We start from the raw sequence: 22,517 nt of genomic DNA, 5'->3' as shown, positions 1-22,517 counted from the left end.
TTCTTATAGACTTTAAGCGACGAAAACACCTCAGTGTAAGGCAGTCCTTTAAAGATTAAATAAGCTCTAGCCTTACCTGTATACAAAACATAGGTGCGCCATAAAGTGTGTATTCATTAGACATAATTAACTCACTGATCGATTAAAATAGATAACTAACGTATTAACCGTAGCATATCCATTTCACTTGCATAAAATGCCATTTCTTTACTTGATGGTTATCTATCAAAGAGTGAAAAATCGTCCTAATATGGCGAATAAACAGCTGTTGATTATTAAAGCTGCAAAGCGCAGTTAGGGTATCAAAATTGGAATGCGATGTGTTTTCAGCAAGAAAAAACACATGCAATGTTTTAGATTGTGCTTCATAAAATGGATTATTTACATCGGCATGCTCAAATTGAGTTAATGTCAAAAGGAGGATATGTACTTTAAAACCAAATGTTTGTTGAATCTGCTCGGCTATTTGTTTGTATAACACTTGCCTATGTGATTTTTGGTGACCTAATAAAATATTGCCACTTTAAGTATAAGTTTAAACATTCTGACAATCGAAGCCAACCAGCATGTCTGCTAATTGTTGCATCGGAGCAATGTTTTTCCCCCTAACATTGCTCCCTCTGAGTAGAACAATCCAATTATTCATTGTACCTCCCCTAATAAGTGGTCAAAAATTGACTCAAAAAATCTAACATATCTGCATGTTTAGGATTAACTTTAGGCACTTCACAAGGCAGTATGTCTTCAAGTAATGAGGCGTCATAGTGCATATCAGACAATTGTTCTTGGTTTATCACCACATCAGCATGGCAAACATCAACATCTAAAGAAATTTCAAATAGGCTATTAGGTCCTTTATTCGCAGCCATAAGGTCTTTGACACCGATTATGGGGGTAGTGATATCTGCCATTGAATGAGCAGAAAAAATAGGCAGATTTAGCGTTACACCTTGCTCAATCAAATCTCGAACTGAAAAGATAACTTCAGTTAATTTAAATGCTGAAAAACGCCCCACACTCGGGTACTTGTAAGGATTAGGCCCTTGCGTTGCATATTCACCGTCTAACAATTTAGCCAACCATTGTATTCCCCAGATATTGGCAATTGACTCTACGCTTGAGTCCAATGCTAAGGCACCAGAAAACAATACTAAACCTTTAGCAGCCTCAGGATGTTGTAAAATATACTCAGTGGCTAAAACACCGCCCGTCGAAAAGCCACCTAAATAACGTTGTTCGCCTAAACTCGCTGCATACTCAACCAAATCAGACACATGCGCCCGCCAGCGATCTGCCAGTTTATCGTCTTGCATATCTTCATCGGCGTGGTTTTTACCATGACCAGGCATTAAGGCAACAATCACATTGATACCTTGTTGATGTATAGATTGCGCAATAGAGCGTAAGTAAAATGGCGAATCACTTAATCCATGAAACAACACCACTACTTTTTCTGTGACTTTATTATGATGTAATATATAGGGGGCATTACCATCATTTTTTAAGCTATCAGAGCAGACCTTAAACATATTCGCGTCAGGTGTTTGGCAGCCACGTGTAGTGCCAAGTTGTGCTTGATAAATTGCATCAAATCTATCAAATTTATCTTCGACAGGCTGGGATGATACGCTGAAAACGGTTGTGATAGACGCGAATATTAGCAGCAGTAAAAGAAACTTCATTAAGTCAAAACTTCTATTATTTAATAGGCTCTACTATATCCAGTTGCAAAACAATTTACTAATTTGTAGGCAAAAAAAATGGCGCTTTTAGCGCCATTTTTTGTTTAAGTAGACTTTACGCGAAATAAGCTTCTAAATCGTCAGAACCACCAATCAGCTTGCCACCAATAAACACTTGAGGCCAAGACTCGTTGCCTGAAAGCGCTTTAAGAGCGGTGAAAGAAACGTCTTTGCCCATAACCAATTCTTCATACTCAAAACCTTTTGCATCAAGCAATGCTTTTGCTTTAATACAGAAAGGACAGCTTGGCTTAGTAAGCACAACAGTAGGTACTGAAGCTTTTGCAGTGGGTGCAACATAGGCAAGCATAGTATCTGCATCTGATACTTCAAAGGGGTCGCCTGGTAAATCTGGCTCAATAAACATTTTGTCTACTACGCCGTCTTTAACCAGCATAGAATAACGCCAGCTGCGCTTACCAAAACCGATCTCAGACTTATCCACTAACAAGCCCATTCCGTCAGTAAACTCGCCGTTTCCATCTGGAATAAGTGTAATATTGTCTGACTCTTGATGCTCTGCCCATGCGTTCATTACGAATGTATCGTTTACAGACACACAAATGATTTCGTCTACGCCGTTAGCTTTGAATGTTTTAGCCAACTCATTGTAACGAGGAAGGTGGGTAGAAGAACACGTTGGAGTAAAAGCGCCAGGTAAAGAAAAAACAACAACCGTTTTTCCTTTAAACAATTCGTCAGTGGTGAGTTTTACCCACTCATCGTTAACACGTGCAGCAAATGTACACTGTGGTACTGCTTGTCCTGATTTATCTTCAAAATTTGGGTTAGACATCTTGGTCTCCATCTAGGTTAATAAAATTTACTACGTTTAATATACATATTGGGATTAGTTATTTAAAATAATTATTATCGATTAGGTAAATCAATTTAATTAATCAATAGTTATTTGATTAATTAATGATTAATCAGTTGATCTATTCTTTAAAAAAACCTTCGGCGTGCTCACTTAACATTGCCTCAATATCTTCAATATCAAGGTCGGGCAATGTAATGGTTTCTTGATCTTTATTTGCACCGCAAGGAATAGACTTTTCCTCGTCGGCCCATTCACCTAAATCAATTAACTGACAAACTTTACTGCAAAACGGACGAAAAAGATTACTTTCGATCCATTCCACATTTTTTTTACAATTAGGACAGCTGACGTTAGTTGTCATAGAGATACATCACCTCGAATAGGTCAATTGAAACGTTTAACAACACGCTAATTTAAAACTCACTTTGTTATCTACCGTTACACTCCCCTGCATGGTAGGCGTAAATAAATTAAAGCGAATAGCATAGCGATACTTATTACCTGACAACATCGGATAATGTCCTTCGTCAGTTGGACTCAAGACTCGAATTAACTCATTTTTATCTTCAGCAATGCCTTGATGAAAACCTTTCTCTGCTTCAATTGAGCTGAAACGCCCTCTTTCGCGCAAAAATGAAAGTGTTATTTCCATCGCCTGCTGAATAGGTGTGAGTTCTTGCAACCAGCTGTTGATATCTCGCTGCTTGTTTTCATTCGGCTGCTGTGACCAATAGTGTAAGTTGGGTAAATCAAAACTACAGGTGCCACCAGGAATGGAAAAACGCTGTCTTATGGATGCTAAAAATCGGTCTTCTTTGAGTTCTGCGCCCACTTTTTTATTACTTTTTAATGAATCACGTAAACGTAAAATCTTACGTAATGCGAACTGTAAAGCATCGTCATCAATGTTGGGGTGTTGCGACCAGATAACTAAGTTTTTTTCGTGTGACTCAATGTCTTTAAGCACGTCGTTACGCAAATCGATGCGTTCTGACAAATCGAGCAAAGTAAAAAGGCAGTTGAGAAAATTTATATATTGCCAATCTTCACTGGCAATTTTGCCTTGCTCAAGCTGCTTAAATAACTGCTCAAGCCTAAGGTAAGTACGCACCTTTTCATTGAGTGGAAATTCGTAAATTGCTTGAGACATGATGACCTGTTTATATTGGTTAAACTGCGGTAATTGCAGTGAATAAACATTGTAAAGAATTTTTGGTCAAATCAATAGGCTAAAATCAATTTGTGTTTAACAGAAAGATCAAATTTGTTTCGCAAACTGCAGATAATGTTGGTGTAAATGCGCCACTTGTTTGATTAAATCATTCGCTTTACCATTGTTGTCAATAATATCGTCTGCCACGGCCAAACGCTGCTGCCTAGTTGCTTGAGCATTCATAATCGCACGGATTTGTGGTGCATTAGTTTTATCACGTAACAAAGTTCGTTGCAGTTGAGTTTGTTCATCTACATCAACAATCACCACCCTATCAACTTGCTCATTTAATTTATTTTCAACCAATAGTGGCACACTCAAAAGGCAATAAGCCGATTTGGCTTGTTGTGTCTGTAATAACATTTGTTGCCTGATAACAGGATGTAACAGTTCATTCAGCCAGTTTTTAACCTCACTATCCTCAAAAACCAAAGTGCGAAGTTTAGCTCTATTTAAATACCCTGAATCATCTAGAACGGCCAGACCAAACTTATCCACTATTGCTTTTAAGGCGGGTTTACCTGGCTCTACTGCTTCTCTGGCAATCAGATCGGCATCAATTATCTCTATACCAAGTTTTGCAAATAAGTCAGTGACAGTCGTTTTGCCACTGCCGATACCACCACTGATACCCACCACATAATCACTCACAACCATACCCCCTGCCAATTTAATACTATCCCTCTGTGCAACGCAGCGCTCGGTGTCCTCTGTGGTAGAAAGCTCTTAAATGCTGAAAAGCCAAAGAAAAAAGAATTTTGAACCACAGAGGGCAAAGAGAGCACAGAGAAAAGCAAAGGCGTGTGGCGGCTTCGCCGAAAAGACCTATAACATTCTTTTCCTCTGTGTAGCGCAGCGCTCGGTGTCCTCTGTGGCAAAAAGATCTTAAATGCTGAAAAGCCAAAGAAAAAATAATTTTGAACCACAGAGGGCAAAGAGAGCACAGAGAAAAGCAAAGGCGTGTGGCGGCTTCGCCGAAAAGACCTATAACATTCTTTTCCTCTGTGTAGCGCAGCGCTCGGTGTCCTCTGTGGTAAAAAGATCTTAAATGCTGAAAAGCCAAAGAAAAAATAATTTTGAACCACAGAGGGCAAAGAGAGCACAGAGAAAAGCAAAGGCGTGTGTCGGCGTTGCCGAAAAGACTTATATATCATTTTTCTTAACATTTTTTCCTCTGTGCAGCGCTTGGCTGCCCAACGCTCAGTGAGCTCTGTGGTAGAAAGCATTTAAATGCTCAAGGCAACATCCACTGCCAATATTGTGTAACAATCCAATCACCATACAACAAAGTTAAAAAACCCGCAGCCGCGAGATAAGGACCAAAGGGGATGGGCTGACTTTTGTCCTTTCCTTGGATGGTAAGCAAAGTCACACCCACAATCGCTCCGACAAATGAAGACAGTAATATCACCCACCGGTAAATGTTGCCAACCTACCCAAGCACCGATTGCGGCCAGTAGTTTAAAATCGCCATATCCCATGCCCTCTTTGCCAGTCAGTAACTTAAATGCCCAATACAAGCTCCACAAACTTAAATAACCAGCAGCAGCGCCAATCAGCGCATCTTGGCTAGATACAAAAGGGCTTTCGATACTCATCAATAAGCCTAACCATAACAACGATAAGGTTAATTGGTCGGGTAATAACATGGTATCTAGGTCGATAAAAGTCATCGCTATCAATAACCAAGTGGCTATGACGGCAGCAAAGCCGGCTAAACCGAAACCAAAGTGCCATGCAACTAATGTGGATAAAAGACCGGTCGCTAATTCAACCAGAGGATAACGCATCGAGATAGGGTTCTTACATTGACTGCATTTGCCTCTGAGCAGTAACCAGCTAATGAAAGGTATATTTTCCCATGCTCTAATTTTATGTTGGCACTTGGGGCAGGTTGAATCGGGTTTAGCTAAGTTGAAAGGCGCTTCTTTGGAACTATGGGAACTGTCTGTGGCAGGCGCGGCTTGGGTTTGTGAAGCCGTATACTCAGCTACATCGGCTTTCCATGCGCGCTCCATCATAACGGGTAAACGATAAATAACCACATTTAGGAAACTGCCTACCATCAAACTGACAATAAACACAAAACCCATAAAAAAGGCCGGTGAGTCAGCCATTAACTCAAATGTTGCTTGCATAAAGTAACTTATAAAAAATAAATGAGAAATAATTAATAATTGTAGCTTGCCAGAATTTCATCTGGCAAGCCATGAGATAGGTAACAGAAGGTTAAAAAAGTGAAATCATTTATACCACATTGCCCATTTCAAATATGGGTAAGTACATGGCGACAATCAAGCCACCAATCACTACGCCTAATACAGCCATAATCATGGGCTCTAATAAACTGGTTAAGCCGTCCACCATATCGTCTACTTCTCCTTCATATATAGTTGCTACTTTACTCAGCATCTCATCAACCGCGCCCGCCTCTTCACCAATAGCAATCATCTGCACCACCATTTCAGGAAATACTGCAGTAGAACGCATGCCCACGTTCATCGGAATACCCGCCGACACTTCCTTTTTAACAAACAAAATCGCATCACGAAATACCGCATTACCTGCCGCTCCTGCCGCCGAGTCCAACGCCCCCATAAGAGGCACACCCGCAGCAAAAGTAGTTGCTAAGGTACGCGTAAACCTAGCAACAGAGGCTTTTTTAAGAATTTCACCAATCACAGGGATCTTTAGAATTTTTTTATCAACAGAGTCTCTGAGTTTCAGAGATTTTTTATGGGCTCTGGCAAATAAAGTCCCCGCAGCAAATATCACACCGGCAATCATCAAGCCGTAATCTTGCATACCCCGAGATATGCCCAAAACAAACTGAGTAAAGGCAGGCAGTTCTGCGCCGAAACTAGAAAATATTTCTTCAAATTGAGGCACCACAAAAATCAATAGAATAGTGGTGACAATAAAAGCTACCACCACCACCGCTATGGGGTAAAACATGGCTTTTTTAATTTTGGATTTAAGAGCTTCAGATTTTTCTTTATAGATAGCAATTCGGTCATAGATAGTTTCTAAGGCACCGGACTGTTCGCCGGTTTCCACTAGGTCGCAATATAAATCATCAAAGTAGTCAGGGTATTTTCGCAACGTAGCTGAAAGCGGGTTACCCGCACTAACACTGGCGCCTATTTCACTTAATAAGGTACGCATTTTTTTATTAGCGTGACCAGAGGCAATCATTTCGATAGTTTGAATTAAGGTGACACCAGCACTGAGCATAGTGGCGATTTGCCTAGACAATAAGGCAATATCAACAGGCTTAATTTTCTCGCCGCCACCAAACAATGGTTTAGCGAGCTTCTTAACCCTTTTGGCGGAGATACCTTGCCTACGTAGTTGATTTTTAGCTTCAATAATAGACATGGCGGAAATTTCGCCTTTGACAACTTGCCCCCGACGATTCGAGCCGTTGTAAACAAATATTGTAGGGGAAGTAGCCATATTTTACCTTACCTGATTAAACCCAAAATCAAAAAAGCCCGGAGAATCCGGGCCTGTTTTAAATTAATTATAAACTTAACAAAGTGAAGTCGGGGTACAAAGAACAGCCCATTTTATAGCCTTTGTAGTTGCATCCTGAGTAGGTGTTAGCCTGTAAGTTCCATCTCCAGTTATAGTAGAGTCGCTAGCCTTAGTCGCAGTGATAACACCACTAGCTGCTGTAACAACACCAACAACACCATTTGCTACAGTGACATCAGTTGGCACACCATTACTACCACCAACACAGTTAGCAATAAGAGTCCCCATCTGCACACAGATTTCAACTGCTGTTTTTGCTGCAGATGTCGCGTTAACAACTTCAGTGAAACGCGCTTTTTCCGTATAAGATTGATAAGCAGGCAAAGCAATCGCTGCTAAAATACCGATAATAGCGACAACAATCATCAATTCGATTAAAGTGAAGCCGCCTTGTTTTTTTGCATTATTCATTTGAGTCATGTTCATGGTTTTCTCTCCGACACATATTGTGTAATATCTAAGTTTTAAAAGTTTTGCCGTTTGCCGAGTTAGGGCGTTGTTTTTGAATTCCTAATTAGTATAGAACGAGTTCAGCATCTGACAAGTATGCAGATACATACTTAAGTCTTAGCCGTAAAAACATCCCCGCAACTTACGCCTGTGATTTTTTTTAAACTCTCATGAATAAGCAAGCTACCAAAGCTTCTAAGAGCTGGTAGTGATTACTCTTAACGACAAGTCTATCGCTTGAACATGTTTAGTAAGCGCCCCTGAGGAAATAAAGTCTACCCCTAAAGCAGATAAAGTCTTTAAACTTTCGATAGTAATATTACCCGAAACTTCTAACTTGCACTGCCCTTTGTTGACAAGCACAGCCTGCTTAAGCATGTCCAAGCTAAAATTGTCTAACATCACAATGTCGGCCTTAGCCGCAATCGCTTGATGTAATTCTTGAATGTTTTCTACTTCTACTTCCACTGATAAATCTGGGTGATGTTCCCTTGCTATAGTCACAGCGGCCCGAATTGAGCCACAGGCTAGGATATGGTTTTCTTTTATAAGATAAGCATCAAATAAGCCGATACGATGATTTTTACCACCGCCACAGGTCACCGCATATTTTTGCGCTAAACGCATACCAGGCAATGTTTTTCGAGTGTCTAATAGTTTTGTGTTAGTACCGGCTAACTCTTTCACACATTTCGCTACGATAGTGGCCGTACCTGAAAGGGTTTGTAAGAAGTTTAACGCGGTGCGTTCTCCGGTTAAAATTCGCCTAGCGTTTCCAGACACTCTGACAATTGGTTGATTAGCCTTTAGCGCGTCACCGTCTTTGACATACCAATTCAATTGAATGTCTGTATCCAGTTGCGCAAAAGTTTCTGTGACCCAAGCAGCGCCGGCTACGACACAATTTTCACGGGTGATGATATCAGCAGTAATGGTTTGTGTTGCGGGGATCAAATTAACGGTAATGTCCCCAATGTCGGCATCTAGCCCGTTCAAATCTTCTGATAATGCGATTTCAACAGCCGATTTAATATCAATATTTTGCATAGTTTCTCTTATCATAATGCGGAATAATGCTATTCCATTTTAATGTGTGATCTCATTGCGACATTATCTAATTTACGCCCGATTTTGGTCAGAACAAGATTTGGCTTTTCAGCATTTAAAGATTACCACCACCGAGGATAACGAGCGTCGGGCGCCGAGCGCTACGCAGAGGAAAAGAAAATTTAGACGAGCGCATTAGTATTTTTAGCATTGTCTTTTTGGCGAAGCCGCCACTCATCTTATGCTTCTCTCTGTGCGCGGCACCCGGTGCCCTCTGTGGTGTAAATATTTTATTCTTAGGCTTTTTGGTTACTTACAAATTCCGTAAAACCAGCCATTCGCCTTTTTGAGTGAATTCTAATTGTTTTAGTGCGCTCATACCTAGCAATATTTCATTCGCTTTAAAACCAGGGTTTAAGTTAGCCCTGACATTATCTAATTGAATATCACCAATAGACAAACTTTGAATATTTGTTTGTGCCACCTGAACCTGTCCATTCGCGGTTTGCACCCAAGACTCCCTGCCCTTTTGCAAGTTAAGTCGCTCGGCCAGATGCATAGGCACTGATACATGTGTGGCCCCAGTATCTAATAAAAATACTACCGGTTGACCATTAATAGCACCTCCGCTAACGTAGTGCCCAGCTCGGTTTTGCTTGAGCCGCACCTCCTGCACACCTTGATTCGATGAGGAAATAGGCTCAGCATTAGGGTTGAACTGCTTGGCAAGCTGCTCATCAAACAACAGAGTTAACAAGCCTAGACCAATGACCCAAGCAACAATCAACATGCCTTTACCCATTTTATTTTGCTGCATTGTTTAATTTACCCTATTAAAAATTTATCGGCGTTCGCTGATCCACTTTGTTATAATAACAATATGAAGCCTTTCATGCCGCTAATACCTTGATTAAGAACGCCATTTGTACACAAGCTGAATATTGTCCTACCACCCACTGGGACGAGCGTCCCGAGCAAACTACCATCTCACTCTTGGTGGTGCACAATATTTCGTTGCCCCCGAATGAGTTTGGTGGTGACTATATCCAATACTTTTTTACAGGCTGTTTAGATCCTAAATTACATCCCTACTTTGCCAGCATTTATCAAATGCGCGTGTCTGCTCATTGCTTGATTAAACGAGATGGACAGATTGTGCAATTTGTGCCTTTTGACAAAAGAGCATGGCATGCTGGCGTCTCAAGTTTTCAGGGAGTAAATAGATGTAATGACTTTTCAATTGGAATAGAGCTTGAGGGAGCTGATGATGTTGCTTACACCCAAACTCAGTATCAAAGTTTAAGTACATTAACCCAAGAATTGATACAGGATTATCCTGCAATCACCCTAGGGCGTATTGTTGGCCATAATGATATTGCACCGGGCAGAAAAACCGATCCAGGTATCGCTTTTGACTGGCCACAATACCGACAGATGATATAATTTATTCGTCCAATCCAACTAAGATTTAACAAGAGATAAAATAATGACATTAATCAGCTTGTTGCTGGTACTACTCGTCGAACGCGTCACTACTAAATCCAAATATTGGCAAGCCGGGTTTTACACAGATAAATACTTACACAGCATTCAATCTCGGGATTGGTTTAACTCATCATCAAAATCTTGGATCTTGGCGCTGGTAATTTTTGTACCGGTGGTGATGGTTTACTTAGTGGTACAAGAATTTTCTGGTGGATTATTAGAGTTAGTCATAAGCACAGCCATATTAATGGTATGTGTGGGTTGCCCCACTATCCGCGCTACGTACAAATGTTTTTTACAGGCCGCGAACAGAGGGGATTTGCAGGCATGTAGCATGTATGAGGATCAAATAAGCGGTGATGACAAAGGCTCCATTTCATTTGGATTGAACCTAGTTTGGCAAAACTACCGTCACTATGCAGCAGTTATTTTATGGTTTGCAACATGCGGTGCTGCAGGGGCTATTTTGTATGTATTGGTCAGGGAACTAGACGCAAAGTTATCAGATGATAACCAGAAAATCGGTAATCAGGTAAAACGTTTACTCAACATTGTTGACTGGATACCGGTACGTATAACAGCGTTGGGATTTTTATTGGTTGGGCATTTTTCCCGTGCTTTCCCAACCTGGTTAGGCTATTTACCCGACCCAGCAGTGCAGGCGAAAACATTGTTATTGGATGTATCAAAAAAAGCCGAGGAAATTGAACCAGATGAAAATGATTGCACCGAAGAACCTTGCACTTTAGTGCGTTTAGCAAAAAGAAATGTGATGTTTTTGTTAATGATTATTGCGCTATTGACCTTATCTGGTTGGATCAACTAAAAGGTCTGACCAGACACCCATTTCAACTTAGCTTCTTGTTTTTCAAACATTTTTATTTAATCCGCACTTAGTAGTATTGGTCTTTTGTAAAATTAACATTTACCCAAAGACCAATGTCTACTAAGCTATTGCATATTGTTGGTATTACCAATTTACCAAACAAACATCTATCGCTGTTACATACCGTGGAATTATTGAATGCGCCGAGTGCAATCTAGAAAGTTATCTGACGATATTATGGAGCAATTAGAAGCCATGATATTAGATGGAAGATTGTTAGCAGGACAAAAACTTTTATCCGAACGCACTCTCGCAGAACAGTTTGCAGTATCAAGACCTTCAGTAAGAGAAGCAATTCAAAAGCTTGAAAACAAAAATTTGGTGGAACGTAAACAAGGCGGAGGCACTTTTGTAAAGCCCCGACTAAACGAATTGATCACAGACCCGCTTTTATTACTTCTATCTGACAAACCAGAAATGCAATTCGACTTACTTGAATTTCGTCATGCGCTAGAAGGTATGGCTGCTTACTATGCCGCCCTGCGAGGTCAACCAGAAGATTATGAAGCGTTAGAAAGCGCATTGGAAGCTTTGCCAGATGACTCAACCGATAAAAGCCAGCAAGCCATTGCTTTAGTTAATTTTTATCTCACTATGGCCAACGCAGCTCACAACATGGTTTTACAGCACGTGATGCGCAGTCTACAGTCTATGCTGCAAGACAATATTCAGCGTAACTTAGAGGTTTTGGCTAAACATGCTGATGCTGCTCAAAATATAAACAAACAAAGGCGCAACATAGTTAAGGCTATTCTAGCAGGTGATCCTGAACAAGCTCGCAAGGCTAGTAATGAACACTTAGCCTATATTGAAGACACCTTACTGAACATTAATCGACAAGATATGCGTATGCAGCGTGCCTTACGCCGAATAGAAGTAAATTAAGAAAACAAATTAACTATTTCATTCAACGTGTTTCGGCACGTTTAAGCATGAAATTAATAAAAACTTATTGAAATATAGAGCATGGTTGGTGTTGTACACTGATTTTATTTATATGCGATAAGTACCTACATTAACAAACTATAAAAAGGAAAGCACCATGGCTGATATGATGCATCCGGATGTGGATCCGCAAGAAACACAAGAGTGGTTAGACTCGCTAGAAACAGTTTTTAAAGAAGAGGGTGCTGAACGCGCACATTTTCTTTTAGAGGCTCTAATTGACAAAGCTCGTCGCAATGGAGCGCATTTACCTTATGACGCAACCACTGCTTACATCAATACCATTCCGGTAGTGCAAGAGCCTACTATGCCTGGAGACCAAACGATTGAAGCGCGAATTCGTGCTGCTATACGTTGGAATGCCTTAATGATCGTGCTACGTGCTTCTAAGAAAGACTTAGATCTAGGTGGCCATATTGGTAGCTTCGCATCCTCAGCCATGTTGTACGATGTAGGTTTTAACCACTTTTTTAAAGCACCTAACGACAAAAACAGTGGCGACTTTATATTTTATCAAGGCCATATTTCTCCAGGTATTTATGCCCGCTCTTTCCTAGAAGGCAATTTATCAGAAACACAGTTAAATAATTTTCGTCAAGAATGTGATGGCCAAGGAATACCTTCTTATCCTCATCCTCACTTAATGAAAGATTATTGGCAGTTTCCTACTGTTTCTATGGGTTTAGGTCCATTGCAAGCTATCTACACTGCACGTTTTTTAAAGTACTTAACTAATCGTGGCATCAAAGATTGTTCCGAGCAAAGAGTATATTGTTACTTAGGTGACGGTGAGTGTGATGAGCCTGAATCATTAGGCGCCATTGGTTTGGCTTCTCGTGAAGGTTTAGACAACTTAACCTTCGTCATCAACTGTAACCTACAACGTTTGGATGGACCGGTTCGTGGTAACGGAAAAATAATTCAAGAGCTTGAAGGCACTTTCCGTGGCGCAGGCTGGGAAGTAGTAAAAGTCATTTGGGGTAGCTACTGGGATGCACTCATTGCCCGTGACAAATCCGGTAAACTTTTACAACTAATGAATGAAACTGTAGACGGTGAATACCAAAACTGTAAAGCCAAAGGTGGCAAGTACACCCGTGAAAACTACTTTAACAAATATCCCGAAACAGCGGCGCTTGTGGCAAACATGTCTGACGAAGATATTTTCCGGCTAAACCGTGGTGGACATGACCCAGTTAAAGTATTCGCCGCTTACCAAAAAGCCATGGATACCAAAGGTCGTCCAACGGTTATTTTAGCCAAAACTATTAAAGGTTTTGGTTTAGGTGCATCAGGTGAAGCCTTAAATATTGCGCACAACGTGAAAAAAATGGATGTGGATTCCCTAAAAAAATTCCGCGACCGTTTCAACATTCCTGTCACAGACGAAGCCATTGCTGATTTACCTTATTTTAAATTTGCTGAAGACAGTGAAGAATATAAGTATATGAAAGCACGTCGCGAAGCATTAGGTGGTTCATTACCGCAGCGCCGTGTGCAAGCAGAAGACCAACTTGAGATGCCTGAATTAAAAGCCTTTGATGCTATTTTGAAAGGTTCAGGCGACCGTGAAGTGTCTTCTACTATGACCTTTGTACGTGTACTTAATGTCTTATTGAAAGATAAGAAAATGGGTAAACGTGTGGTACCTATTATTCCTGATGAAGCCCGTACTTTTGGAATGGAAGGTCTATTCCGTCAAGTGGGTATTTACGCCAACGAAGGTCAAAAATACACGCCTCAAGATGCAGACCAAGTGGCCTATTACCGTGAAGATAAAAAAGGTCAGGTTTTACAAGAAGGTATCAACGAACTAGGTGCTATGGCTTCTTGGGTCGCTGCTGGTACGTCTTACTCCACTTGCAACGCCACAACTATCCCCTTTTACATATACTACTCCATGTTTGGTTTCCAACGTGTAGGCGATTTAGCTTGGGCTGCTGGCGACAGCCAAGCTCGAGGCTTTTTGTTAGGTGCCACTGCAGGTCGTACCACCCTTAACGGCGAAGGTCTACAACATCAAGATGGGCATTCACATGTTCAAGCTAATTTGATCCCAAATTGTGTTACCTATGACCCAACTTACGGATATGAAGTAGCGGTAATAGTGCAAGACGGTTTACGTCGTATGTACACTGAAAACGAAAATGTATTCTATTACCTCACCCTGATGAATGAAAATTATCAACATCCTGCTATGCCAGAAAGCAAAGACATAGCCAAACAAATCATCAAAGGTATCTACAAGTTAGAGCGAGTTGAAGCAAAAGGTAAGGCTAAAGCTAAGTCCAATGTTCAACTTATGGGCTCGGGCACAATCTTAAATGAAGTACGCAAAGCAGCGCAGATTTTAAGTGAAGACTACAAAGTCTCTTCCGATGTATATTCTGTGACCTCTTTCAACGAATTAGCCCGTGAAGGTCAGGCCATAGCACGTTGGAATATGCTTAACCCTGAAGCTGATGCTAAAACATCATACATAGGTAAAGTTATCAGTAAAGATGCAGGTCCTGCTATTGCAGCCACTGACTATGTGAAAGGTTATTCTGATCAAGTGCGTGCCTTCATTGACACCGACTATCGTTGCCTAGGTACTGATGGTTTTGGCCGCAGTGATAGCCGTGCAAACTTACGTACACACTTTGAAGTCAATGCGGCATATATAGTCGTTGCGTCTTTGTATGAACTCGCCAAACGTGGTGAAGTTGACAAAAAAGTAGTGACCGAAGCAATTAAACGCTTTGACATCAACATCGACAAACTTAACCCACTTTACGCTTAATAGTGACTAGATAAGGAGTTTTACATATGTCTGATATACAAAAAATTCTAGTCCCCGATGTAGGTGGCGAAGAAGTTGAAATCATTGAAATTTGTTTCGCCGTCGGCGATACATTAGAAGCTGAAGACGGAGTGATTACCGTTGAAACCGATAAAGCATCAATGGACATCCCTGCCCCTTTTGCAGGTGAATTGATCAGTTTGTCGGTCAAAGTGGGTGACAAAATCAAAGAAGGTGATGTAATTGGTGAAATTAAAGCATCAGGATCAACTGCTGCTGAAGAAGAAGCACCAGCAGAACCCGAAGAAAAAGAATCCGCTTCTGAAGTTGCAACAAAAGAAGAACCTAGCAAAGCAGAATCAACCCCGGCAGCTGAGCCTGAAGCAAATGGAGCCAGTGAACTAATTGACGTGGCTGTGCCTGATATCGGTGAAGATGGCGAAGTGGATGTAATTGATGTTTTGGTGTCTGTTGGTGATGTAATTGAACAAGAAGACGGTTTGATTACCTTAGAAACAGATAAAGCTACGATGGATGTGCCTTCGACTCACGCTGGCACAGTCAAAGAAGTGTATATATCCACTGGCGACAAAGTGAAGCAAGGCACTCTTGTGATTAAACTTGAGACCGCCGGTGGTAAAGCTACTGACAAATCGGCGGATGCGGCACCAACCGCTGTCGAAAAGCCTGAAGAAAAACCTGAAAAAGTGGCTCCGGCAGCTGCAGAAAAACCGGCGGCGGTTCCAGAAGCGCCTACTCCTACCTCTGGTGGAAAAGCTCACGCTTCACCTTCAGTACGTAGAATAGCCAGAGAATTTGGTGTCGACTTAAGCCTAGTGGCAGCTACCGGTCCTAAAAAACGTGTTCTAAAAGAAGACGTACAGGCCTACGTGAAAGCAGAATTAGCAAAACCTCGATCAGCCAGCGGCAACGCAACTGGCAATGGCAATGTTTTACAAATTGCTACCGTTAAACCTATTGACCACGCCAAGTTTGGTGAGATTGAAATCTTACCTTTAAGCCGAATTCAGAAAATATCTGGCCCCTTCTTACACCGTAATTGGGTCACTATTCCCCATATTACTCAGTTCGACGAGGCAGATATCACTGAAGTTGAGACTTTCCGTAAAGAACAAAACGCTTACCACGCCAAGGTTAAGTCTGGATTAAAAATCACACCTCTCGTTTTTGTGATGAAAGCAGTGGCCAAAGCATTGGAAAAATACCCAGCCTTTAACTCTTCTTTATCTGAGGATGGTGAAAGTTTAATTCTTAAGAAATTTATTAATATCGGTATCGCGGTAGAAACACCAGGCGGTTTAGTGGTTCCCGTTATTAAAGATGTCAACAAAAAAGGCATCGAACAGCTTTCTAAAGAGTTGATCGAAATTTCTGGTAAAGCCAGAGAAGGCAAGCTAAAAGCAAACGATATGCAAGGTGGTACATTCACCATATCAAGTTTAGGTGGGATTGGCGGAACAGCGTTTACGCCTATTGTTAATGCCCCTGAAGTTGCTATATTGGGCGTCTCTAAATCAGAAATGAAACCTAAGTGGAATGGTACAGAATTTGAACCACGCCTGATGGTGCCATTAAGTCTGTCTTACGACCACCGGGTCATCGACGGTGCAGTAGGTGCACGTTTTTCTACTGAAGTTGCTGCAAATTTAACTGATTTACGTAGAATAATACTTTAGTGAAGAACGGGTGACAGTTTACTGTTACCCACTTCTAAAGCCAAAAGCAGGATTTATTCACAACATGTTAGCTGTAATACCGGCAAAACATGTTGTTCAAAAAAAGAATTTGAGGATCATATGAGCGAAATCAAGACTCAGTTAGTTGTATTAGGTGCAGGCCCAGGGGGCTATGCAGCCGCTTTTCGCGCTGCTGATTTAGGCGTGGAGACAGTAATAGTTGATGCCCGTGTTACTTTAGGTGGTGTATGTCTGAACGTGGGCTGTATCCCTTCAAAAGCATTACTTCACGTAGCCAAGGTTATTGACGATGCTAAAGATATGGCTAGCCATGGTGTATCTTTTGGTGAACCTGTTATTGATTTAGACAAAATCCGTGGTTGGAAAGACAGCGTTATTGAGCAGTTAACCAAAGGTTTATCCGGTATGGCCAAGATGCGTAAGGTTAAACACGTACAAGGTTATGGTAAGTTTACCAGCAGCAATACTCTTGAAGTTGAAGGCAAAGACGGAAAAACGACTATCACCTTCGACAATGCTGTTATTGCTGCCGGGTCTGAGCCAGTTACCTTACCGTTTATTCCAAAAGATGATCCTCGCGTAATCGACTCAACTGGCGCTCTAGAGCTAGCGGATATACCAGAAAAAATGTTAGTCCTAGGCGGTGGTATTATTGGCTTGGAGATGGGTACAGTTTACCGTGCGCTAGGTTCAAAAATTGACGTAGTCGAATTCCTTGACCAACTTATCCCTGCGGCTGACAAAGACGTAATAAAAGCTTATCAAAAGTATGTAAAAAATAAATTCAACGTGATGCTAGAAACCAAAGTAACAGCAGTTGAAGCAAAAGAAGACGGCTTATATGTTACTTTTGAAGGCAAACAAGCACCCGCAGAACCGGTTAGGTACGATAAAGTACTGGTTGCCGTTGGCCGTCGTCCGAATGGCAGTGTAGTTGATGCAGAAAAAGCCGGTGTGAAGGTAGACGAACGTGGCTTTATTAATGTTGATAAACAACTTCGTACGAACGTATCTAATATTTTTGCTTTAGGTGACTTAATCGGGCAGCCTATGCTCGCTCACAAAGCAGCACACGAAGGTCATGTGGCTGCAGAAGTTATCTCAGGTAAAAAGCATTACTTCGACCCTAAAGGCATTCCTTCTGTTGCTTATACTGATCCGGAAATAGCATGGGTAGGTGTAACTGAAAAGGAAGCCAAAGAACAAGGCCTCAATTACGAAGCTTCGACTTTCCCTTGGGCTGCATCAGGCCGTGCGATTGCATCCGCACGTACTGAAGGTTTGACTAAGTTGATCTTCGACAAAGAGACACATCGTATCATTGGTGGCGCTATTGTCGGTATTAACGCCGGTGAAATGTTAGGTGAAATTGGCCTAGCGATTGAAATGGGAGCCGATGCAGAAGATATCGCATTAACTATCCATGCTCACCCTACCCTTAACGAATCAATCGGCCTAGCCGCTGAAATGTACGAAGGTAGCATTACTGACTTGCCAAATGCTAAGGCAAAGAAAAAGTAAATACTGGTAACTATTCATTCCAAAAACACAAATCCGATGAAAGGAATTTCATCGGATTTTTTTATATGTGGAAAATAAGCTAATACCAATCCATCTTAATTTCTTCCCTCTACGAAACGCTCTGTGTTCTGAGGTGAATTGCAGATTCGCTGATTAGACAAAACCCATATTTATATTTAAATTAGTTTGTCTTAACATGTCTACTCCTGTGTGAAGCGAAGCGCTCCTTTTTCTCTGTGGTATATAGCTTTTAATACTGAAGAGCCAAAAACAAGATATTTAAATCACAGAGGTCACCGGGTGCCGCGTACAGGTAGCGCAGAGAAAAGCAAAGCCAATTGATTGCGAGTTACCGCGAGTTACCAGGACACGTATGTTAATTCACTGTAACAAATCCTCACACTTAACTATTTTCACCTTTTGCAGTTACCCCGAGCAATCAGTAAACTCATGCCCCTCCATAAAACAAAACGAGAGCTAAAAACATAGCTCCATGAAGGTAGACAGATGAATAAAATCAGTATGTTAGCGTTTAGTATCAGTTTGGCGCTAGGTTTAAGTGCGTGTACTCCCACAAGTCAATCTGACCCAACTGTCACTCCAGCAATTATCAGTCAGGCTGTGATGACCTCGGGGATCGATTTAACAGCCGTTGATCAAAACGTTCGCGCTCAAGATGACTTTTTTAGACATGTAAACGGTGCGTGGCTAACACAAACCGAGATCCCAGCAGACAAATCCCGCTATGGCATATTTAATGTTTTGTATGACGACACCCAAGAAAACTTAAAGACATTAATCCAAGAGTCATCTAACACCCAAGCTATAAAAGGCTCAAACACCCAGAAACTGGGAGATATGTATAACAGTTACATGAACGTTGAGCAGGCAAATGAGAAAGGTATGTCCCCCCTTGAACCTTTGCTCGCCAGCATTTATGCAGCAGAAAATATGCAGCAACTTTCTAAAGTTTTTGGCGAGCTATATGTCTTAGGGGTAAGCGGTGCATTTAACTTCTATACCTCTCCTGATGCTAAAGATCCTGAAGTGGTCACTATGTACCTTTATCAAAGTGGATTAACCCTGCCTGACAGAGATTATTACAGCAAAGAAGAAGAAAAATTTGTTAACTTCCGCGCTGCCACTGAAAAATACATGACCGATATTTTAACAAAGTCTGGGCATCAGTCTGGTGCTGACGCAGCCAATAAGATCATGGCTTTAGAAAAAGATATCGCAGGCAAACACCTGTCGCGTGTTGAAAGCCGGGATGCAGAGAAAAATTATAATAAAAAGAGCACTACTCAAGTCAAAGCCTTAATCGGTTCCTTTGACTGGCAAGCCTATGCTGATGCAAGTGGTGTGGGTGAAGTCAATGATATGGTAGTCCGCAATATGCCATATTTTGAGCAAATTGCTGGGATATTCGCCGCGCACGATTTACAAACTTGGCAAGACTACCTAGCCTTTAACTTAGTCGACAGTTACGCTTCGCGTCTCAGTCAAGATATGGTCGACTTACACTTCGATTTCCACTCCACTACTTTAAACGGAATTCCAGAACAAAGACCTCGCTGGAAACGTGCAGTGGCAGCAACAAGCAGTATATTAGGTGAAGTGTTGGGCCAACAATATGTCGAACGCCACTTTACCCCAGAAGCTAAAACCAAGATGGATGTCTTAGTCCAAAACCTGACGAAAGCCTATGGCGAAAGTATCAATCAATTAGAATGGATGACGCCTGAAACTAAGAAAGCAGCCTTAGAAAAATTAGCCGCATTCACACCTAAAATTGGTTACCCAGATAAATGGCGTGATTATTCTGCTTTAGAAATCAAAGCCAATGATTTAGTGGGTAATTATATTCGATACTCGACCTTTGACCACTTTGAAGACACTAACAAAATAGGCAAGCCAGTCGACAAAGCTGATTGGGGCATGACACCTCAAACTATCAACGCATATTATCACCCTGTAAGAAACGAAATCGTTTTCCCAGCGGGAATTTTGCAATCGCCATTTTTTGATATGAATGCCGAAGATGCAGTGAATTATGGCGCCATTGGCGCGGTAATTGGCCACGAAATTGGCCATGGCTTTGACGATCAAGGTTCAAAATATGATGGTCAAGGTAACTTGCGCAGTTGGTGGACAGATGCGGACCGCGCAGCGTTTGATGTACTAGGCAAAAAATTAGTTGCTCAGTTCAACAAATTTGAGCCCATTGAAGGTCAAACCGTCAATGGTGAATTGACCTTAGGCGAAAATATTGGTGACTTAGCGGGCGTGACTATCGGATACAAAGCATATCAAATGTCACTAGATGGTAAAACGTCACCTGTGATTGATGGCCTAACTGGCGACCAGCGTTTCTTTATGGGATATGCCCAAGTGTGGCGCAGTAAATCCCGAGAAGATGCATTAAGAGCGCAATTGATTAGTGATCCACATTCACCAGGAGAGTTCCGCGTTAACGGTATAGTGGGCAACGTAGATGTTTTCTATCAAGCATTTGATGTTAAAGAAGGCGATGCGATGTATCTTAAACCTGAGGACAGAGTCAAAATTTGGTAATAAGCAATCTATAGCATTAAGGAGGTCGCTTAGCGGCCTTATTTTTAATCACAACAATTAACTAAATTACTTTAATACCAACTGATTAACCTGAAGCCAATTTTCACCGTAATACTTATTCATAATATTATTCAGGGTGCCGTTATCAATCATTAATTTTACTGCATATTGTAACTTGTTCATGTCCGTGTCACTTTTAGAGTGCTTAGACAATTGCAATCATTGCTCACCAAAGCCTATTGCATAATGATTAGTTGGATCAATATTTGTCACTGGAATACTATTTTGAGTAAGCGGAGAAGATAGAACTAAAGCACTGCCTGCTCATAGTCAGTTACTTCTAGGATATTTAATTTATCGTCATGCTCAAAGATATCGTTCAAACGGGTTCACCGCGTTTTACCAATTATAAGACCAGATAAATCATGGTGTTACAACATAAAAAAGTACGGAACAAACAAAGGCACTAAAAAAATGACAGCGCATACTAGAAATACTCTTAAAGAGATATAAATCGATTTTTTCCACATGCATTTTATTTAAAAATGGCAATAAGTATCCTAAGTCTGTATATATTTTATATTCTAAGTAGAATTTAAAATATAACCTGTTAAATACCAATTAAATCATACGGGCCTACACTTTAATTACATGAACACAATAATGTCAGTGATCTTGCTTTGAAACAAATTGAAATATTTGAAATTACCAGCCCATGTATTGGTGTGTGCCAATCTGGACCAAAAGGTTTCTGTGTTGGCTGTTTCAGATCTAGAGAAGAAAGAGTACATTGGATAAACTTAGAACAAGATGTTCAGAGTAAAATTATCAAAGCCTGTGCAACACGTAAAAAAAGAGCACAAGCAGCCCATAAAAATAAAATCAAAAAAAGTACAACTGAAACATCACCACAGCTTGGTTTCTCAGACGATTCATTTACCCAGAATAAACCATAAAATAGCTAATCTGATGGTCACCTGTGACATCACCTAAATTAACAAAGAGGTTCGCAATGCCCAAACTTAAAACAGCACTGATCACAGGCTCATCAGAAGGTATAGGTCGTAGCTTTGCAGAAGTCTATGCAAAGAATGGACATGACTTAGTGTTAGTAGCACGTAATGCATCTAAGTTAATGGATTTTGCTAGCGAACTAAAAGCAAAATACGCAGTCGATGTGCATGTCTTCGCCGCCGACTTGATCCCCGTCGATGCGGCACAAAAGCTATTTGAAGCGATCGCATTAAAAGAAATAAAAGTCGATATATTGGTGAATAATGCAGGCATGATGCAAGTCGAAAAGTTGAGCCTAAGCGATTCACAGCAGTTAAATAACTTATTGCAATTAAACATTCAGAGTTTGGTCAATATGACCCAACAATTTATCAAACCCATGCTTGCCCGTCGGCAAGGGAAAATTGTCAATGTAGGCTCTATTGCTAGCTTTATGCCGACCCCTAACTTTGCAGCATACGGTGCCAGTAAGGCTTTTGTATTGTCCTTTTCAGAAGGTATCGCCGAAGAACTTCGAGGCACTGGAGTAAGCGTCACTTGTGTATGCCCTGGCATGACAGAAACCCAAATGCTCACTCACGCTGATGGCTTTGAAAAGTTTATTCCTAAATTTTTAAAAGCAGATCCGATGGAACTTGCTGCGCAAGCATATAAGGCAAGTATGAAAGGAGAAGTCGTATTTTTGGACAAGGTAGCCAACAAATTGTTAGTACAAATGGCCACACACTATCCTCGATGGATGGTGCGCAGCGTTAACGGATTGTTTGCACGTTTTAAATAAAG

General features: G+C 41.1%; 18 protein-coding genes and 2 pseudogenes. 9 read left to right on the top strand and 11 right to left on the bottom strand.

Features of this window, described 5'->3' with window-relative positions; genetic code table 11:
- Nucleotides 1-163: 163 nt before the first annotated feature.
- From C427_RS05950 to C427_RS05900, 11 genes and pseudogenes are all read right to left on the bottom strand, one after another.
- Nucleotides 164-646 (bottom strand): annotated as a pseudogene (locus C427_RS05950) (DUF1697 domain-containing protein).
- Nucleotides 647-656: 10 nt separating this feature from the next.
- Nucleotides 657-1,682, bottom strand: coding sequence for an alpha/beta hydrolase (locus C427_RS05945; protein WP_007642035.1), 1,026 nt, complete (start codon nt 1,680-1,682; stop codon nt 657-659).
- A 115-nt stretch (nt 1,683-1,797) separates the two neighbouring features.
- Complete coding sequence (locus C427_RS05940) at nt 1,798-2,538, bottom strand: glutathione peroxidase (protein WP_007642034.1); 741 nt, start codon at nt 2,536-2,538, stop codon at nt 1,798-1,800.
- A 142-nt stretch (nt 2,539-2,680) separates the two neighbouring features.
- Nucleotides 2,681-2,923, bottom strand: a complete 243-nt coding sequence (yacG, locus tag C427_RS05935; protein ID WP_007642027.1) for a DNA gyrase inhibitor YacG — start codon at nt 2,921-2,923, stop codon at nt 2,681-2,683.
- Between the two features lie 36 nt (nt 2,924-2,959).
- A complete protein-coding gene (gene zapD, locus C427_RS05930; protein ID WP_007642025.1) occupies nt 2,960-3,712 on the bottom strand; it encodes a cell division protein ZapD in 753 nt (250 codons plus the stop codon).
- Nucleotides 3,713-3,820: 108 nt separating this feature from the next.
- Complete coding sequence (gene coaE / locus C427_RS05925; protein WP_007642022.1) at nt 3,821-4,432, bottom strand: dephospho-CoA kinase; 612 nt, start codon at nt 4,430-4,432, stop codon at nt 3,821-3,823.
- 577 nt (nt 4,433-5,009) lie between these two features.
- A pseudogene (locus C427_RS05920) lies at nt 5,010-5,913 on the bottom strand (prepilin peptidase).
- Nucleotides 5,914-6,022: 109 nt separating this feature from the next.
- Nucleotides 6,023-7,231 carry a type II secretion system F family protein gene (locus C427_RS05915; protein ID WP_015430563.1) on the bottom strand — a complete coding sequence of 403 codons (1,209 nt, stop codon included), beginning with the start codon at nt 7,229-7,231 and terminating at the stop codon, nt 6,023-6,025.
- A gap of 75 nt (nt 7,232-7,306) precedes the next feature.
- Nucleotides 7,307-7,738 carry a pilin gene (locus tag C427_RS05910; RefSeq protein ID WP_007642503.1) on the bottom strand — a complete coding sequence of 144 codons (432 nt, stop codon included), beginning with the start codon at nt 7,736-7,738 and terminating at the stop codon, nt 7,307-7,309.
- A 219-nt stretch (nt 7,739-7,957) separates the two neighbouring features.
- On the bottom strand, nt 7,958-8,809 hold the full coding sequence (gene nadC / locus C427_RS05905; RefSeq protein WP_007642501.1) for a carboxylating nicotinate-nucleotide diphosphorylase: 852 nt from the start codon (nt 8,807-8,809) through the stop codon (nt 7,958-7,960).
- A gap of 313 nt (nt 8,810-9,122) precedes the next feature.
- Nucleotides 9,123-9,626: a retropepsin-like aspartic protease family protein gene (locus C427_RS05900; protein ID WP_007642499.1), complete on the bottom strand. Its 504-nt coding sequence runs from the start codon at nt 9,624-9,626 to the stop codon at nt 9,123-9,125.
- An 89-nt stretch (nt 9,627-9,715) separates the two neighbouring features.
- Between C427_RS05900 and ampD the strand changes: the two genes are divergently transcribed.
- The 9 genes from ampD (at nt 9,716) to C427_RS05855 (ending at nt 22,515) form a co-directional block, all read left to right on the top strand.
- Nucleotides 9,716-10,252, top strand: coding sequence for a 1,6-anhydro-N-acetylmuramyl-L-alanine amidase AmpD (ampD, locus tag C427_RS05895; protein WP_015430562.1), 537 nt, complete (start codon nt 9,716-9,718; stop codon nt 10,250-10,252).
- A 43-nt stretch (nt 10,253-10,295) separates the two neighbouring features.
- Nucleotides 10,296-11,120 carry a beta-lactamase regulator AmpE gene (gene ampE / locus C427_RS05890; protein WP_007642495.1) on the top strand — a complete coding sequence of 275 codons (825 nt, stop codon included), beginning with the start codon at nt 10,296-10,298 and terminating at the stop codon, nt 11,118-11,120.
- A 198-nt stretch (nt 11,121-11,318) separates the two neighbouring features.
- Nucleotides 11,319-12,065, top strand: coding sequence for an FCD domain-containing protein (locus tag C427_RS05885; protein ID WP_007642488.1), 747 nt, complete (start codon nt 11,319-11,321; stop codon nt 12,063-12,065).
- A gap of 157 nt (nt 12,066-12,222) precedes the next feature.
- Complete coding sequence (gene aceE, locus C427_RS05880) at nt 12,223-14,907, top strand: pyruvate dehydrogenase (acetyl-transferring), homodimeric type (RefSeq protein WP_007642487.1); 2,685 nt, start codon at nt 12,223-12,225, stop codon at nt 14,905-14,907.
- 26 nt (nt 14,908-14,933) lie between these two features.
- Nucleotides 14,934-16,604 (top strand): dihydrolipoyllysine-residue acetyltransferase, encoded by a 1,671-nt coding sequence (gene aceF, locus C427_RS05875; protein ID WP_007642484.1) that lies wholly within the window; start codon nt 14,934-14,936, stop codon nt 16,602-16,604.
- Nucleotides 16,605-16,724: 120 nt separating this feature from the next.
- On the top strand, nt 16,725-18,146 hold the full coding sequence (gene lpdA / locus C427_RS05870) for a dihydrolipoyl dehydrogenase (RefSeq protein ID WP_015430561.1): 1,422 nt from the start codon (nt 16,725-16,727) through the stop codon (nt 18,144-18,146).
- Nucleotides 18,147-18,653: 507 nt separating this feature from the next.
- A complete protein-coding gene (locus C427_RS05865) occupies nt 18,654-20,720 on the top strand; it encodes a M13 family metallopeptidase (RefSeq protein WP_007641865.1) in 2,067 nt (688 codons plus the stop codon).
- 680 nt (nt 20,721-21,400) lie between these two features.
- On the top strand, nt 21,401-21,676 hold the full coding sequence (locus C427_RS05860) for a DUF1289 domain-containing protein (protein ID WP_007641863.1): 276 nt from the start codon (nt 21,401-21,403) through the stop codon (nt 21,674-21,676).
- A 56-nt stretch (nt 21,677-21,732) separates the two neighbouring features.
- Entirely contained in the window at nt 21,733-22,515 is a 783-nt protein-coding gene (locus tag C427_RS05855; protein ID WP_007641862.1) for an SDR family NAD(P)-dependent oxidoreductase, read from the top strand.
- Nucleotides 22,516-22,517 lie beyond the last annotated feature (2 nt).

It is taken from the genome of Paraglaciecola psychrophila 170, assembly GCF_000347635.1.
GTDB classification, from domain to species: Bacteria; Pseudomonadota; Gammaproteobacteria; order Enterobacterales; family Alteromonadaceae; genus Paraglaciecola; species Paraglaciecola psychrophila.
This window is presented reverse-complemented; position numbering and strand designations above follow the sequence as displayed.

Bases quoted from the DNA above. Each gene is read 5' to 3' on its own strand.
- nadC (WP_007642501.1), bottom strand. From the start codon at position 8,809: ATGCAAAATATTGATATTAAATCGGCTGTTGAAATCGCATTATCAGAA.
- ampE (WP_007642495.1), top strand. From the start codon at position 10,296: ATGACATTAATCAGCTTGTTGCTGGTACTACTCGTCGAACGCGTCACT.
- lpdA (WP_015430561.1), top strand. From the start codon at position 16,725: ATGAGCGAAATCAAGACTCAGTTAGTTGTATTAGGTGCAGGCCCAGGG.
- aceE (WP_007642487.1), top strand. From the start codon at position 12,223: ATGGCTGATATGATGCATCCGGATGTGGATCCGCAAGAAACACAAGAG.
- C427_RS05900 (WP_007642499.1), bottom strand. From the start codon at position 9,626: ATGCAGCAAAATAAAATGGGTAAAGGCATGTTGATTGTTGCTTGGGTC.
- C427_RS05940 (WP_007642034.1), bottom strand. From the start codon at position 2,538: ATGTCTAACCCAAATTTTGAAGATAAATCAGGACAAGCAGTACCACAG.
- yacG (WP_007642027.1), bottom strand. From the start codon at position 2,923: ATGACAACTAACGTCAGCTGTCCTAATTGTAAAAAAAATGTGGAATGG.
- C427_RS05915 (WP_015430563.1), bottom strand. From the start codon at position 7,231: ATGGCTACTTCCCCTACAATATTTGTTTACAACGGCTCGAATCGTCGG.
- C427_RS05910 (WP_007642503.1), bottom strand. From the start codon at position 7,738: ATGAACATGACTCAAATGAATAATGCAAAAAAACAAGGCGGCTTCACT.
- C427_RS05855 (WP_007641862.1), top strand. From the start codon at position 21,733: ATGCCCAAACTTAAAACAGCACTGATCACAGGCTCATCAGAAGGTATA.
- C427_RS05945 (WP_007642035.1), bottom strand. From the start codon at position 1,682: ATGAAGTTTCTTTTACTGCTGCTAATATTCGCGTCTATCACAACCGTT.
- C427_RS05885 (WP_007642488.1), top strand. From the start codon at position 11,319: ATGCGCCGAGTGCAATCTAGAAAGTTATCTGACGATATTATGGAGCAA.
- aceF (WP_007642484.1), top strand. From the start codon at position 14,934: ATGTCTGATATACAAAAAATTCTAGTCCCCGATGTAGGTGGCGAAGAA.
- C427_RS05865 (WP_007641865.1), top strand. From the start codon at position 18,654: ATGAATAAAATCAGTATGTTAGCGTTTAGTATCAGTTTGGCGCTAGGT.
- zapD (WP_007642025.1), bottom strand. From the start codon at position 3,712: ATGTCTCAAGCAATTTACGAATTTCCACTCAATGAAAAGGTGCGTACT.
- coaE (WP_007642022.1), bottom strand. From the start codon at position 4,432: ATGGTTGTGAGTGATTATGTGGTGGGTATCAGTGGTGGTATCGGCAGT.